12 protein-coding genes are annotated in these 15,314 nt (G+C 42.3%); 3 read left to right on the forward strand and 9 right to left on the reverse strand.

The features are described from left to right. Positions 1-36 precede the first annotated feature (36 nt). From arcC to allC, 8 genes are read right to left on the reverse strand one after another with little or no spacing between them, the layout of a single operon-like run. Positions 37-975, reverse strand: coding sequence for a carbamate kinase (arcC, locus tag H625_RS0101495; RefSeq protein WP_026858305.1), 939 nt, complete (start codon positions 973-975; stop codon positions 37-39). Between the two features lie 4 nt (positions 976-979). Further along, positions 980-1,744 carry an oxamate carbamoyltransferase subunit AllH family protein gene (locus H625_RS0101500; protein WP_026858306.1) on the reverse strand — a complete coding sequence of 255 codons (765 nt, stop codon included), beginning with the start codon at positions 1,742-1,744 and terminating at the stop codon, positions 980-982. After that, complete coding sequence (locus H625_RS0101505; RefSeq protein WP_026858307.1) at positions 1,745-3,010, reverse strand: YlbE family protein; 1,266 nt, start codon at positions 3,008-3,010, stop codon at positions 1,745-1,747. Further along, positions 3,010-4,761, reverse strand: coding sequence for an acyl-CoA synthetase FdrA (gene fdrA / locus H625_RS0101510; protein WP_026858308.1), 1,752 nt, complete (start codon positions 4,759-4,761; stop codon positions 3,010-3,012). Before fdrA ends, H625_RS0101505 begins: the two co-directional genes overlap by 1 nt. Before the next feature lie 19 nt (positions 4,762-4,780). Continuing rightward, a complete protein-coding gene (allD, locus tag H625_RS0101515) occupies positions 4,781-5,830 on the reverse strand; it encodes an ureidoglycolate dehydrogenase (protein WP_026858309.1) in 1,050 nt (349 codons plus the stop codon). A 17-nt stretch (positions 5,831-5,847) separates the two neighbouring features. Then, positions 5,848-6,876: an ureidoglycolate dehydrogenase gene (allD, locus tag H625_RS0101520; protein WP_026858310.1), complete on the reverse strand. Its 1,029-nt coding sequence runs from the start codon at positions 6,874-6,876 to the stop codon at positions 5,848-5,850. A 24-nt stretch (positions 6,877-6,900) separates the two neighbouring features. Next, positions 6,901-7,692 (reverse strand): (S)-ureidoglycine aminohydrolase, encoded by a 792-nt coding sequence (gene allE / locus H625_RS0101525; RefSeq protein ID WP_026858311.1) that lies wholly within the window; start codon positions 7,690-7,692, stop codon positions 6,901-6,903. A 40-nt stretch (positions 7,693-7,732) separates the two neighbouring features. Continuing rightward, positions 7,733-8,956: an allantoate deiminase gene (gene allC / locus H625_RS0101530; RefSeq protein WP_026858312.1), complete on the reverse strand. Its 1,224-nt coding sequence runs from the start codon at positions 8,954-8,956 to the stop codon at positions 7,733-7,735. A 174-nt stretch (positions 8,957-9,130) separates the two neighbouring features. On the opposite strand from allC, the gene H625_RS0101535 reads away from it, so the two are divergent. After that, positions 9,131-9,952 carry an alpha/beta hydrolase gene (locus H625_RS0101535; protein WP_026858313.1) on the forward strand — a complete coding sequence of 274 codons (822 nt, stop codon included), beginning with the start codon at positions 9,131-9,133 and terminating at the stop codon, positions 9,950-9,952. A 469-nt stretch (positions 9,953-10,421) separates the two neighbouring features. Here the strand turns inward: H625_RS0101535 and allB are convergent, their stop codons facing one another. Then, on the reverse strand, positions 10,422-11,789 hold the full coding sequence (gene allB, locus H625_RS0101540; protein WP_026858314.1) for an allantoinase AllB: 1,368 nt from the start codon (positions 11,787-11,789) through the stop codon (positions 10,422-10,424). 232 nt (positions 11,790-12,021) lie between these two features. Between allB and H625_RS0101545 the strand changes: the two genes are divergently transcribed. Beyond that, on the forward strand, positions 12,022-13,632 hold the full coding sequence (locus H625_RS0101545) for a PucR family transcriptional regulator (protein ID WP_026858315.1): 1,611 nt from the start codon (positions 12,022-12,024) through the stop codon (positions 13,630-13,632). Between the two features lie 111 nt (positions 13,633-13,743). Next, entirely contained in the window at positions 13,744-15,000 is a 1,257-nt protein-coding gene (locus H625_RS0101550) for an MFS transporter (protein WP_026858316.1), read from the forward strand. Positions 15,001-15,314 lie beyond the last annotated feature (314 nt).

The following is a 15,314-nucleotide window of genomic DNA, read 5'->3' on the forward strand; positions in this document are numbered from 1 at the left end:
GGTGAAGACCTGAGTCTTCACCGCTTTCAATCTATATTAAAGTTTAATTCTCGTACCCGCTTTACCTTCAAGTGCTAATACTGCTTCATCTAATGAACAGATGATGCCTTCTTTGCCTTCGTGTTTAGCGAATGCGATTGCTGCTTCAATTTTAGGAAGCATTGAACCTGCCGGGAATTGTCCGTCAGCTACGTGTTTTTCTGCTTCTTCAACTGTAATTGCTTCTAATTTTTCTTCGTTTTCTTTACCGAAGTTAATGAAGACGTTAGGAACGTCTGTAAGCATCATGAATACGTCTGCTTCAGTTTGTTCTGAGAGTTTTAATCCTGAACGGTCTTTATCGATTACAGCTTCTACGCCGTGGATTTGACCTTTTTCATCGCGGTAAATCGGAATGCCGCCGCCGCCTGATGATACAACGATTGATGATTCGATTAATGTTTTAATTTCGTCCACACCGTGGATTACTTTTGGTTCCGGAGATGGAACAACACGTCTGAAGCCGCGTCCTGCATCTTCAGCCATCTGGTAGCCTTTTTCTTCAGTCATCTGCTTAGCTTCTTCTTCTGTGAAGAATACGCCAACCGGTTTAGTCGGGTTATCAAATGCTTTGTCGTCTTTGTCGACTTCAACCATAGTCAGAAGCGTGACAACGTTAGTGTCGTCGCCGCCTTCAGTCAGTCTGTTTTTAAGAGCAGATTCCATCATGTAGCCGATCATACCTTGTGATTCAGCATTGTTAACGAAAATCGGCATTGCCGGAATATCTTCTTTAGCTGCTTCATTTTGAGCGATGATGTTGCCGACCTGAGGTCCGTTACCGTGTGTTACAACGATTTTGTGACCTGCTTCCGAAATTTCAACCATACGGTTTGCTGCATTGACTACGTTCTGGTATTGATTTTCAAATGTTGCTTCCTGTTTAGGCTGTAAAATTGCGTTACCGCCTAATGCTAAAACTACTTTTTTACCCATTGTTTCATCTCCTATTTAATGTCATATAAATACCGTACAACGTGTCGCGCCCTGAGCTGGAGCCCAGTTCGAGAAGCGCATCCACTGTTTCTTTGTCCGGTGTCTCGCCGATATCTGTAATACGTCTTGAAAAAACACCCTCGAGTGCCAGTCTGATAAAGTTCTCGCTGACAATTGTCGTTACACTTTCACGTATATACAACTTGAGGCTGTTCAGATGATTCTCTGCAATAAAAGGTTCGAGGCAGTTAATATACAGTATACCTGTAATAATGTCGTCACCTGACGGTGTCAGTCCCTGTCCTCTGCCGACTAAATAAGCGAGTGGAAAATCAACATCAGGATTCTCTAAATCCGCCAGAATGCGGTTTAGTTTATCCCTGCTGAAGTCACTGCTGTTATAATCGCAAAAATCATAGCTGCTGACAACACTTTTTATTGAATCGATGTCACTTTTATTAACTTTACTATATAAATAAACTTCCGCATTTCTGTTCGACAGCATAAAATCATTATGATTAAGTGATGATGCTGCTGTCTTCAGTATATCTCCGACCTGCAGTGTTTCTTTTATATAATGCATTGTATATTTATTTATCGTAATGCCGAACGGAAAATATCCGTTCTTGTCAGTGCCGATAAAAATCAAATCATTTTTATCGTTAACAATATTAAAACCATTGTTGAAAATACTGTGCACACGCATTGCTTTATTTGTTTTTAACAAGGAAAGTGCGATCTCACCGATCGCACTTGACTCATATATCATTTATGCTTCAAAACCTAATTTAGCAGCGTAAGCTGTAATTGCTTTCTCGAAACATTCGATTGGCGGGTTAACTGTACCAGCACCAATCTGACCAAATCCTGCAACTTTGTGTGCAATACCTGTATTAATTACAGGAAGAATTCCTGATTCAACTACTTTACGTGCATCGATTCCAGTTGGAGCACCTTTAAAGTCCCAAGTCGGGATAATAAAGTTAGGGTTTTCCTGTTCAGTAATCTCAGCCATGTTATTACTTGTTTCAAGTGCATCATTGAAACCGCCTGAACCTACGAAACGTGTAACAGCTGGTGCAGCGATCATCACCATACCGCCGACACCGATAGTTTCAGTAATCGCCGAGTCACCGATATCCGTGTTTGCATCTTCTGCTGAATATCCTGTGAAGTACAGACCCTGCGGTGTATTTACAGGTGCTGTGAACCACTCGTCACCCATACCAGCGATACGGATACCGAAGTTTTCACCGTTACGGCACATTGCAGTAACGATAGTACCGTGTTCAATAGTACGTGCAGCGTCAGTCATTGCTTTAGCTGTTGCCATTGCAACGTTCAGGAAGAACTGGTCAGTATCTGCAAGGAACTGCATAACTTCCTCGCGATCCTTAAGCGAAACATCTTCAAGACTAGTAATTGCCGGAGCAACTTCTTTTAAGAATGCTAATGATGCAGCAATGTTTCTCTGGTGGAACTCGTCACCCATAGCAATTGCTTTAGCAACCAGTACGTTAACGTTTAAGCCTTCGTCCATAGTTTTAAGTGCTTTAGATAATACAGGACCAAGTACATCGTTCATCCAGTGAAGGCGTGTAAGCACCTGATCACTGTAAGAACCGAAACGGAGAACCGCGCCGATACCTTCGTTTAGAGTACAGTAAGCTTCGTTCCCGTGCTCTTTGTTAACTACAACTACAAGTGGCATATTCATTGAAGTAATACCGCCCATTGGTCCTACTGCGTTAACGTGGTGACAAGGAATGAATGTGATTTTATTGTTTTCAAGTAATTCACGTGCACCCTGCTCGTCTTCAGCCCATCCTTCAAAAAGAATAGCGCCGACACATGAACCCTGCATCGGGTCAGTCATGTTTTCATATTTAATCGGAGGACCGGCATGTAATAATACATGCTCAGTCAATTCCGGAATTACTGTATGTGCAGGAACAACATCTGTTAAGAAAGGTGCTGAACCAATCATTTTTTGAACAACTGCTTTGTTTGCTTCATCTATAGTTTGGTAAGCCATTATACATTCTCTCCTTCATAATTGTTTAAGAATTGAAGTACTTTCATAAGCTTCTCATCGCCGCCTGCAACCGGACGCCAGTTGAACTGTACAACTTCTGCTCCGCTGTTTTCAACAGCTTCAGTGAAGCTCTTAAGTCCGATATTAATAACGCTTGGGTTATTTGAAATCAGGCTCATCATCTTCTCGTCTACTGACAGATCTTCAGTGCCTTTATCGAATGATTTCATTTCAGTTTCAGGCTGAGCCACTTTACCGCCGATTAATTCGATTGCTGTACGTACCATCTGATCGTTTGTATCACAGATTACCGCACCCGCTTCTTCTAAAATCTGGCGCTGTTTATCATAACCTTGAGCATCTTTATCAGTACCGACTACAGTTGCAAGAACTACTAGTGAACGTTCTTCTGAAGCTGCTTTGTCAGTAATACGTTTGATTGTCGGCGCAAGTTCTGAAGCCATGTCAGCATGTGAACCGTAACCGATAACGTTGTCGAGCATAATTACTGCAGTATCTTCTGAGTCAGCAGATGTTTCTAATGCTTCGATACGTTTTTCAGGGTCGATCATCGGGTGAGGTTTACCTTGAGTGTACATGTCATCACCAAGGTCGATAACTTCGTGAGATGCTGATTTATAAGTGAAACCTTCATCTTTAATTTCTTCTTCACCAAGTGAATGTTTAATCATCATCGCTGCTTCACTCGCAAGCGTACCGCCTGAGTAGTAAGCTTTAATGCCTTTTTGGTTTTCCTCAAAGTCAGCTTTAAGCCCGTCGATTGAAGTTGGAGTGAATTTAACCTCTTCACCATTTGACAGCTGAACTGATGCTACTGCTGCTTCTTCAAGAGTATAAGCGTGATAAATAGCTTCTTCCTGGTATTCAGGTTTAGCACCTAAGAATAGTGCAACAACAGGTTTGTCGATGCTGCGCAGCAGGTTTTCTACTTTTTCCTGTACTTCTTTAGCCGGCGGCTTAGAAATTACAGTAATAACTTTAACTTTTGGATCCTGGTTTAACGCTTTAATGCTGTCAAGCATAGTAATCGCGCCGACTTCTGTTGATAAGTCACGCCCGCCTGTACCGATAGCGTTAGTTACACCTTTACCTAAACGGTCAACAATTGTCGTAACTTCCTGGATTCCTGTACCTGATGCACCGACCACACCGATGTCGCCTTGTGCTACAGTGTTTGTGAATGCTAATGGCACGCTGTGGATAATACCAGTACCACAGTCAGGACCCATTACTAACAAGCCTTTTTCATGTGCAAGTTCTTTTAGACGAACTTCGTCTTCTTTAGGTACGTTATCACTGAACATGAATACGTGCAGACCATTGCGAATTGCGTTTTCAGCTTCCATTGCAGCGTATGTGCCGGGAATTGAAATCATTGCAAGGTTTGGTTTGTTTGCAAGTTCAAGTGCGCGTTTCCAGTTGTGTGCTTCACTGCTTTTAGCTGAATCGTCAGAACCGCCGCCACCGGCAAGTTCAGTATCAACTGCTTCGTTTACTTCATCAACTTTTGACTCGTCCGCAGTATCGACAACGATAACAATGTCGTTTGCACTTGCTGTTTCTAATTCCGGTGTACCAAGTCCTGCACCTTTAAAAATATCTTTGTTCGCAGGTGTTCCCATCATTACCGAAGCCTTGTCCACTCCGTCCATAGCGCTTAATTTTTGGCTCAAAAGCATTAATACGATAGAATCCTGATACGTATTTTCTTTAATAATTGTATATAACATCATTTACCTCCATTAATATTTATTCTGCAAATCTATTTTTTCCGTGATAGCGATCAAAATGAATATCGTCACTCACGAGGTAATCATATATTTCATCGACAATTTCGATGCCTTCTTCATCATACTTATCGGCACGCAGTTTACCGCGTTCGCCCGGATAATTGACTTCAGTAAAACCTGGAGCCGGTGTCTGTTCTTTTAGTTCATCCAGCATTACAGAAAGCTGCTGTTTAAATGCATCGACATCTGTAAAGTATGCAGGGTTAATAACGATATGAAGCTGACCAAGCTGTCTGCCTGCAGATAAATCTTTGTACATACTGGAAACGTGGACACCGTGAGGAAGTCCCAGAAGACTGCCTGACAGAATATCAACCATCATCATTAAACCGTAACCTTTCGGTCCTGCTACAGGAACGAGTGCGTGAACATCTCTTGAGTTCGTCGTCGGTTCACCCTTGTCGTTTACAGCCCATGTGTCCGGGATATCATTGCCTTTTGAACGTGCATCCAGCACTTTGCCCCATGCCTGCACCGTCGTTGCCATATCGAACGTAATAATACGCTCGTCATTTGTCGGTGCACTGAAAGCAATCGGGTTTGTACCAAAGTATGGATCCGTGCCGCCGAACGGCACAACCATTGGATCGGACTGGCAGACAGAAATTGCCACCATATCCTGTTTTGCTGCTTCTTCAACGAAGTAACCGAGGGCGCCGGAATGAGAAATGTTCGTCATGCCGACGACAGCCACCCCGTTATCGCGTGCAATTTCAATCGCACGCTCCATACCCTGTTTTGCAACCTGATGGCCGGGACCGTTGTCACCGTCTAAAATCGCTGTCGATGGCCCTGTCTTTTCAAATTTATATTCGGGATTGTTCGTAATGCCGCCCTTTGCAATACGTTCAGCATAATACTCAACGCGTACTGCACCGTGGGAATGAATGCCGCGGTGATCAGCAAATGTCAGTACATCACTAATATCAGCCGCTGCATCTTCTTTTAAGCCTGCTTTTTGAAGTTTATCTTTCATTAAATTGAATAGTTCTTCTTTTGACACGCGCATTTACAAAACCTCACCTTTTAGTATGGTGTTTCCGATTTTAAAAATTCCATTATATCTTCCGGAATCGGAATGCCGTCTTTTTCATATTCTGCTTTTTGAGCTTCCATTAATTCACCAGGGTAGTATACCTGATCAAAGCCTGTTGCCGGTTTGTTCTCGTGAAGTTCATCAACCATCGTATCCATTTTTTCTTCCATTGCTTCTCTTGAACTGAAGAAATCGGGGTTAATGACGAGGTGGAACTGTCCCAAGCGGCGGTATTCACTTAAGTCTTTGTACATACTTGAAACATGTTTACCGTGATTTAAACCGAGCAGGCTGCCTGATAAAATGTCGACGATCATCATCAGACCGTAACCTTTCGGTCCTGCTACCGGAAGCAGTGCATTGACTGCGTACGGATCAGTTGTCGGGTTACCGTCTTTGTCAACCGCCCACGTATCCGGAATATCTTTATTTTTAGAGCGTGCATCGAGGATTTTACCCCAGGCCTGCACTGTTGTTGCCATATCGAAAACAATCGGCGTATCGTTTTTACGCGGTGCCGCAAAAGCAATCGGGTTCGTACCGAAGTACGGTTCTGAACCGCCGAAAGGTACAACCATCGGATCGGACTGGCACATTGATAAAGCGACCATGCCCTCTTCAGCTGCTTTTTGCACGAAGTAGCCGATAGCGCCCGAGTGACTCATTTCGCTCACACCGACTGCACCGATACCTGATTCTTTAGCGAGTTTAATCGCTTCTTCCATCGCTTCGTAAGCAACGTAGTGACCGAGTGCGTTATCGCCGTGATATATACCTGTTGACGGGCCTGTTTTCTCAAACTTAAGCTCCGGATCGTTATTGAATCCGCCTTTTGCACTGCGTTCCGAGTAATACTGCATACGGACTGAACCGTGGGAGTGAATACCGCGCTCATCTGCCCACACGAGGACGTCTGCCGCACGGTCTGCAAATATGTCCGGCACGCCATTCAGCATCAGTTTTTCTTTAAATAAACCGCGGAGTTCTGATGAATTCGAAATTACTAGATTTTCTGACATTTCATTGCCTCCTGAATAGGTGAATTAGATTTCAACGTCTCTGTTAGCATCTTTAGAGTAAATATATGAGAATGACTCATCAAGACCAACTGCATAAGTTGCCTGTAATGCATAAGCACCCATGAAGATGTAGTCGCCTTTATCAACCGGCATCCAGTTGTTATCAAGGTTGTACATTCCGCGTCCGCTTAATACGTAAGCACCGTGCTCTTGTACGTGTGTTTCGATATAACCATGTGAAGCACCTGGTTTAAATGACAGGATGTGGAAGTTCATGTCGTATGCTATGTCTGCAGGTAGTAAATCCTGTACAAGCACTTCGTCCATGCCTTCGTAAGCTTTAGCCTGAATGTCGTTTACATTGCCTGTAACGATTTCCGGTTTGCCCACATTTTTAGCTTCCTGGTAACGTTTCTTGTAAAGGAACAGGCGGCTGTCTTCACCGTTATTGCTGTTCACGAAAGTAAGTTCTAAGTGAGGCGGCACGTAGATATATCCACCTTCTGACAGTTCGAAAGATTCCCCGTCAACTGTTGCAGTTACGTTTCCGTATACTACATACATGAAAGTTTGGACGCCGTCTCCGCCGAAGCCTTGAGTGTTTCCACCCTGGTTTTTAACTGTTACAAGGTAGTCAACAAAACGTGCACCCATGCGCGGTGAACCTAAGATTGACATATCGCAGTCATCGAAGCCTGGTACTACGTTATTTACAAGACCATCCGGAGTAACTACAGCGTAGTCTCCTTTTTTAATGATTGAACGTGTTTCAAGTAATCCTTCTCTGTATCCTTGCTGGTGGTTTAAGTAACCCATTTTAAAATCTCCCTTTCTTTATATCCAATTTTTTTATCGATTAATACGCTAATTTGTAAAGTGTTTCTGCCAGTACTTCAATACCTTTAACGAGATCTTCAACATCAGTTTCTTCTTCGACGTTATGAGAAATACCGCCGATTGACGGAACGAAAATCATTCCCGTCGGCATGTAGCCTGCGAAAATCTGTGAATCGTGGCCGGCACCTGAAGGCATAACTTTATAAGAACCGCCTGCAACTTTTTCAGCTGACTCTTCGATCATATTAACGATTGAATCATCCATTAATGCAGGTGACTGTTCCATCCATAAGTTAATATCTGCTGTGATACCGTATTTGTCTGAAACTTCGTTAATTGTTGCTTCTACCGTCTTAGCAAATGAATTCAGTTCAGCTTCGTCGATGTGACGTGTATCTATAGAGAATTCAACTTCACCAGGTACAACGTTAACTACGCCGGGAACCGGTTTGACACTGCCGAAAGTTACAACTAGCGGGTCACCGATTTCACGCGCTTTTTGCACAAGCGTCTGTGCAATTTCAGTAAATGCTACAACCGCATCTTTACGGTAGCCCATCGGTGTAGTACCTGCATGGTTCGCTTCACCTTTTAAGTTAATTGTGTAGCGTTTTTGACCAACAATACCAGTAACGACACCAATTTGTTTTTCTTCTTTTTCTAAAATCTGTCCCTGCTCGATATGAACTTCAACGAACGCTTTAATATCATCGCGCACTTTATCGTCTGTTTTAAAATCAAAACCTGACTCTTTCATTGCGTCGACAAATTTAATTCCTTCGCCGTCAACGATATCTTTAACATCGTCGTTGTTCTGCAGGTTAAAGAAGTTTTTAACACCCCAGAAAGTATAAGGGAAACGCGAACCTTCTTCTTCGGCAATCGACAGTACTTCAATCGTGCGTTTCGGCTGGCCGTATTTTTCTTTCAAGTAAAGTGTTGCGACGAGGGCGCTTAGAACCCCGAACTGTCCGTCCAGATGACCGCCTTCAGTCACGGTATCGATGTGCGACCCGCTCATGATTGTTTCGTCAGGTTTTTCACTGCCGATGAGGCGGCCGGATACGTTACCGACTGCATCGCTTGAAACTTCGAGTCCGTTCTCTTTGAAGATGGCCTGCAGTGCATTGACCGCTTCGCGCCATTCTTCAGAATATAGTAATCGTGTAATACCGCGGGGCTCAAGACCGCCGTATCTTGTAAACTGTTTATCCAGTTCTAGAAAGGTTTCACGAATATCCATTGTTTTATCCACTCCACTCATTTTATTTCACTTATAATTATAGATTTAATTACCGCCTGAGGCATTGACAGTTCTAACAATCATCCCTCTTGGAATTATTCACTTTAGACAAATACAGAAAAATTCATTACACTGTATAATAGTACAAGTAAATAAAGGAGGTTTTCACAAGCCATGAACACAGTAACGATAAAAGAAACTGACACTTATACGCTCAACGGTGATCTGTATGAAAGCACCGCCGATAATGAATCAGATGTACTTGGTACATTAATTTATTTACACGGCGGCGGCCTTGTATTCGGAGAAAGAACAGACCTCCCTTCAGAATATATAGAAGTACTCAGACGTAAATTTAACGTATTAACGGTAGATTACAGATTAGCGCCGGAAGCTAATATCGATGATATTTTTACCGACTTACATCACATATATCACTTCGCAGCATCTATGAAACACGATGATATTTATATCATGGGCAGATCCGCCGGCGGATACTTAAGTTTAATCACTGCCCGTGACTATGACATCGCCGGTGTGATTGACTTCTACGGCTATTTCAACTTTACGCACAGCGATTTTAATTACCTTCCGCACGATCAAAAACATTTATCAAATATGCTGACAGAAGAGCTGGCTTCTAATAATGTGCGCGATTATGCGACTGTAAGTGAGTCACCCGATCCCCGCTATCTGCTCTATTTATACTATCGTCATGCTGGTAATTGGCATGAGCAGCTCGGAATCGATATTGAATCCGATAAATACCGGCTGACAAATGAAGATATTGCCGCACTGCCTCCGGTATTTGTTGTGCACGCAAAAGGTGATCCCGATGTGCCTGTCTTTTTCAGCAGAAAGCTGAAGAAAACTGCACCCGTTACTGAGTTCATCGAAGTCGATACTGTGATACACAACTTCGACCAGGAAGTCAGTTCGGAAAACATCGCGATTTACGAACGCGCTGTTGAATTTATGGTAGAACAGACGAAATAGATATTATTTGGATTGAGAGCATCGGCACATGGCCGGTGCTTTTTGTGTTTGGGTGAACCGGATTACCTCGTTAACTTTACATCGTAAACCAAACGCTCTCGGACTACCATGTTAAAAGCACATCGTAAACCAAACGTTCCCGGACTACCATGTCAGAAGCACATCGTAAACCAAACGCTCTCGGACTACCATGTTAAAAGCACATCGTAATCCAAACGCTCCCGGACTACCATGTTAAAAGCACATCGTAATCCAAACGCTCCCGGACTACCATGTTAAAAGCACATCGTAAACCAAACGCTCCCGGACTACCATGTCAGAAGCACATCGTAAACCAAACGTTCCCGGACTACCATGTTAAAAGCACATCGTAATCCAAACGCTCCCGGACTACCTCGTGCAACGAATGGAGACATCCAACCTCACAAAAAGCACCACGCAATCAAAAATTGCGTGGTGCTCCCTTTAATTATTTATAAAATTTACCGATTTTAACGTCGCTTACACCGTTTTCAAGTGAATAGATTTCTTCACCGCGTAAAATTGTACCGGCAACCTGTGCACCGATTTCACGTCCAATATACGGACTGATTTTATTGCGGTATTCTAATTCTTCTTTTTCTACTGTGTAAGATGAGTCACCTTTAATCAGCACGAAGTCAGCGTCGTATCCGACTTCGATACGGCCTTTTCCTTCAAGGTCAAAGCGTGCTGCAACGTTCGTCGCAATAATGTCAGAGAATTGCACAAGTGACATACCACGTTTTTGAACTGCTTCATCAAACAGCATATCTACGTTGTTCTGGATTCCTGAAATTCCGCCCCATGCTTCAAATGCATTGTCCGTATCTTTTAAATCCGGTGTACATGGTGAGTGGTCACTTGTAACGAACATTACCTTGCCGTCAAATACGCGTTCCCACATTCCTTCAAGACGCGATTTTTCACGGATTGGCGGTGAACATTTAACTACCGGTCCGATATCATCAAGTTCTTCTTTGTAGAAATATAAATAATGAGTACAAGTTTCGCATGTAATATCTACACCGTCGTTTGCTGCTTCATTAATTAAATCAATACCTTCAGCACATGCAACGTGTACGATGTGCACGCGGCAGCCAGTTTCACGTGCGAATAAAATGATTTTCTGAATGGGTTCAATTTCAGTGAAGACAGGACGTGAGTCTACATAAGCTGCAAGTGATGTTTCACCGCGCTCCTGTGCAAGTTGTCCTAATTTATCTGTAATTGGACCGTTTTCAGCATGGATTGATAAAAGTTTGCCAGTCTTAGCGATTTGACGCATTCCTTCATATAAAGAGTAGTCATCGACATTCATAAAGTCGCCTTCGATTGAACGGTCTCCTGCTGTCGCAACAAATGCTTTATATGCAACAACTCCGTTGTCGTCCAGTTCCTGAATACCGCCGTTAAGGTTAAATGGCACTAATCCGCCGTAGCTGTATACATCGACAGATAGTTTATCGTCACCCGCATCGAATTTCGTCTGAATTGACTCAGCATCGACAGTTGCCGGTATTTGGTTTAAAGGCATTTCGATAAATGAAGTCACTCCGCCTTTCGCTGATGCACGCGTTCCTGTATCGTACCCTTCCCAGTGATCGCGAATACTGCCGCCGGGCTCACTGATATGTACGTGAGCATCAATCATACCCGGCGATACGATTAAACCTTCAGCATCGACAACACGGGCATCGCCTGCATCAATATTTGTACCGATAGATGCGATTTTTCCGTCCGTTACACCGATATCAACATTTTTTTCTCCACCCGGTAAAATTACCAGACCATTTTTTATAACTAAATCAAAAGCCATTTATAATTCCTCCTGACCATTCTGTAAAAACGTAAAGTCTCAATCAGCTGTCTGTATACTTTACCCCTAACTAGGTGAGCAAAACGCACAGCCGGTTATTTATATTTACGTTTTAATTATTATTAGTGTACTATTATATGAGGAAATAAATATAGTTAAAATATTATGTCTGATTATTAAATTTGTGCATTTTGTACAAATTTTTATAGATAGGATTTTAGGTGATGAATAATTGGTATCTATTAGAGAAATTTTATCATTGGAACGCTTCAGCAATTTTAAATTAATAAATAAAGACGCGGATTTATCACGCAAAGTGACAAGTGTCGACATTACAGAAACCCCCGATGTTAAGGATTTCACTTCTGAACACACGCTGCTGCTTACAACAGCGATGAACTTTAAAGACGACCAGCAGGCACTGATTAATTTTATCAGCGAGCTCGACAGCGTTCCTGTTGCCGCACTTGGCATTAAGTTATCACGCTTCATTCACTCAATCGATAAAGAAGTGATTGATCACGCAAATAAACTCGGCTTCCCGCTGATTGAAATACCCGAGAACTGGAAGCTCGGTCAGGCGACGCACAGTATCTCCACTTATATTTCAAAAGATGAAACCGAAAAGTTATACTATGCACTGGAAGTCCAGCAGCGTATGAACTCGATGCTGATTAAAGAATTCAGTGTCGAACGTATGCTGAATCAGCTGAGCCAGTTTCTGCGTCTGCCCCTCGTACTTATCAATCCATTTTATAAAGTGGAAGTAACGAGCAATAATTTTAAAAACGACCAGAAACTGCTGAAAGAAAATCTGCGGTACTTTAACGACGTTTATTTACCTGATAAAGACAATGTTAATGTCGACTTCAACAGTAAAATCGCAGTGTTTGAAGTCCCTGCATTCAGCTACTTTCCTTATTATTTAATCGTCTCGGACCTTGAAACAATCAGTTACCCATTCAGCCATCTCGCGATAGAACAGGCGATTAACTCACTGTCGTTCGCGATATACAAGGATTCCAGAATACGGGCAACTGAACAGGAAGATGTCAATCTGCTTTTCAGTTCCCTCATTAATATAACTGAAGGCTCGCCGATAAGTCTTGAAAGCAATCCGGAGTTTTTTGAACGCTATCATTTAAAAGACTCCTCATATTATAAGGTCATCATCTGCGGTATCGACCCCGGCAGTGATATAGAAAATTCCGAGTATGTAAATGAACGCTATCAGCTGACATTTGAATGGCTGCAGAGTGTACTCGTTACACTTGATCCGAATATCAGTATTTTCGGTTTCGGCGATTCAAATAAATTTGCGATTCTGCTGCAGGACGAGCATGAGTATTATCAGGCATACTGCCGGCACCTCCAGCAGGAATATAAAAAATTCTTTAAGGAGTCACTGTCGTTCGGCATAGGCAATGAAGTATCCGACTTTACGCAAATTCACTCTTCATTCGTTGAGGCTCTGGAAACATTTGATATTTGTCAGGATGAAGGACAACGCGAATTCCTGGAAGTATACCGCCCGCGTAATTTTGAGGAGCTGCTGCAGCTCTTACCGGCGGATAAAGTCCGCCCTTTCGTACTGAGCACTCTCGGTGAACTTGCTTTCCCGTCGAATACAAAAGATAAAGAGTTAAAGAAAACTCTGCAGATATATATGGATAATCAGTGTGATATTACAAAAACATCAAATGAAATTTTCGTTCACAGAAATACTGTAAAATACCGTATTAATAAATGCGAGGAACTGCTCAAGGTCAATGTTATGGACCCGGTACACTCGTTAAACTTACGCCTGGCGCTGTTTATTTCTCAGCATATCCAGGATAATTAGTTGTCAGCTTTCGATAATTATAATATTACTCATTGTTCAATGTGAACAATGAGTATTTACGTTTTACCCTCTATAATATGGATAGTTAAAAATTATAGGAGGCGTACTTTAATGAATCAAATAGAACAAAACGGTTCACAGTACTATAAAAGAATAATTGTCGCTTTAGTACTGGGTTGGGTTGCAATTTGGATTTACAGAACGATTCTTACGCCGATTTATCCTCAAATACAGAGCTCATTGGGCGATGTATCTAATGCAGAAATCGGGTTAATCGCTTCTGTATATTTCTTTGCTTACACGGGAATGCAAATTCCGGCAGGTATATTAGTAGATAAATTCGGACAGAAAAATGTGTTAATTCCGGCGTTTATCGGATTCGCGATCGGTGCTGTCGTACTCGGTACAGCAAGTTCACTGCCTCAGGTATATCTTGGGTCGTTAATTTCAGGTATCGCTACAGGTAGTTACTACGGATCAGCGTACAGCTTATCAGCTAAACACGTTCCAAAAGATAAAAAGACTTTTGCCAATGCGATTATTAACAGTGGTTCCGCAGTCGGTATGATAATCGGACTTGTCGGTTCATCAGTTCTTGTCGGCGGGTTAAATGTTGAGTGGAACTGGATGCTTTACGGAACAGCTCTTATCATCTTAGGTGTAACTTTTGTATTCTATAAAAATATTAAGAGTGATAAAAAAGCAGCTCCAGTTGAGAACACAGAAAATGCTGAAGCAACTTCAGCAGATGTAGTTACAAATCCACAGAGCGAGGTTTCATTATTCTCAGCTAAACATATTACAGTGTACTTCACGTACTTTGCAGTATGTTACGGGTACTACATGATTGTAACTTGGTTACCATCATTCCTCGTTGCAGAAAAAGGATTCGCACAATCAGACGTTGGTTATGTATCAGCACTAGTTGCTGTTGCAGGTATTCCCGGCGCATTAATTTTTGCACGCTTAATCGATAAAAGACAGCAGGACCGTTTGAAATACATCCTGTTGCTCCTACTCGTTTCAGCAGTAATGATCGGTCTTACAGTTTACTCACCGTCACCATGGGTACTTTATCTTGCATTAATCATTTACGGTTTAATGGGTAAACTTGCAATCGATCCAGTGTTAATCACGTACGTCTCAGATTCAGTACCGGAACAGAAAACAGCTAAAGCACTTGGCTTGTTTAACTTCTTCGGTATGGCCTCATCAGTCGTTGCACCTTGGCTTACAGGGTACATCGGTGACGTTACAGGATCACAGGTACTCGCATTCTATATCGGTTCAGTATTATTATTAGCAGCTGCAGTATTCTTCTTCTTTGTTATTTATCTCAGAAGCGGAAAAGAAACTCCAGCACACTAATTTAAATTAAGCAGCAGAGCATAATCAGCTCTGCTGCTTTTTTGTCAGGAAAGTTTATTGATAATCGTTGTTATAACAGGCTCTCATGTATACGCATCACCTTTTCCAGAGTCATGACAGCCTCTCATGTATATACATTATCCTTTTCATAGTCATGACAGCCTCTCATATATATGCATCACCTTTTCCAGAGTTATGACAGGCTCTCATGTATATGCATCACCTTTTCCAGAGTCATGACAACCTCTCATATATACGCATCACCTTTTCCAGAGTCATGACAATATCTCATGTATACGCATCACCTTTTCCAT

Origin of the sequence: Jeotgalicoccus psychrophilus DSM 19085 (genome assembly GCF_000425845.1) — a bacterium.
Taxonomy (GTDB): domain Bacteria; phylum Bacillota; class Bacilli; order Staphylococcales; family Salinicoccaceae; genus Jeotgalicoccus; species Jeotgalicoccus psychrophilus.

Excerpts from the sequence above, each read along its gene's own strand:
- arcC (WP_026858305.1), bottom strand. The coding sequence starts at position 975 with ATGGGTAAAAAAGTAGTTTTAGCATTAGGCGGTAACGCAATTTTACAG.
- H625_RS0101500 (WP_026858306.1), bottom strand. The coding sequence starts at position 1,744 with ATGATATATGAGTCAAGTGCGATCGGTGAGATCGCACTTTCCTTGTTA.
- H625_RS0101505 (WP_026858307.1), bottom strand. The coding sequence starts at position 3,010 with ATGGCTTACCAAACTATAGATGAAGCAAACAAAGCAGTTGTTCAAAAA.
- fdrA (WP_026858308.1), bottom strand. The coding sequence starts at position 4,761 with ATGTTATATACAATTATTAAAGAAAATACGTATCAGGATTCTATCGTA.
- allD (WP_026858309.1), bottom strand. The coding sequence starts at position 5,830 with ATGCGCGTGTCAAAAGAAGAACTATTCAATTTAATGAAAGATAAACTT.
- allD (WP_026858310.1), bottom strand. The coding sequence starts at position 6,876 with ATGTCAGAAAATCTAGTAATTTCGAATTCATCAGAACTCCGCGGTTTA.
- allE (WP_026858311.1), bottom strand. The coding sequence starts at position 7,692 with ATGGGTTACTTAAACCACCAGCAAGGATACAGAGAAGGATTACTTGAA.
- allC (WP_026858312.1), bottom strand. The coding sequence starts at position 8,956 with ATGGATATTCGTGAAACCTTTCTAGAACTGGATAAACAGTTTACAAGA.
- H625_RS0101535 (WP_026858313.1), top strand. The coding sequence starts at position 9,131 with ATGAACACAGTAACGATAAAAGAAACTGACACTTATACGCTCAACGGT.
- allB (WP_026858314.1), bottom strand. The coding sequence starts at position 11,789 with ATGGCTTTTGATTTAGTTATAAAAAATGGTCTGGTAATTTTACCGGGT.
- H625_RS0101550 (WP_026858316.1), top strand. The coding sequence starts at position 13,744 with ATGAATCAAATAGAACAAAACGGTTCACAGTACTATAAAAGAATAATT.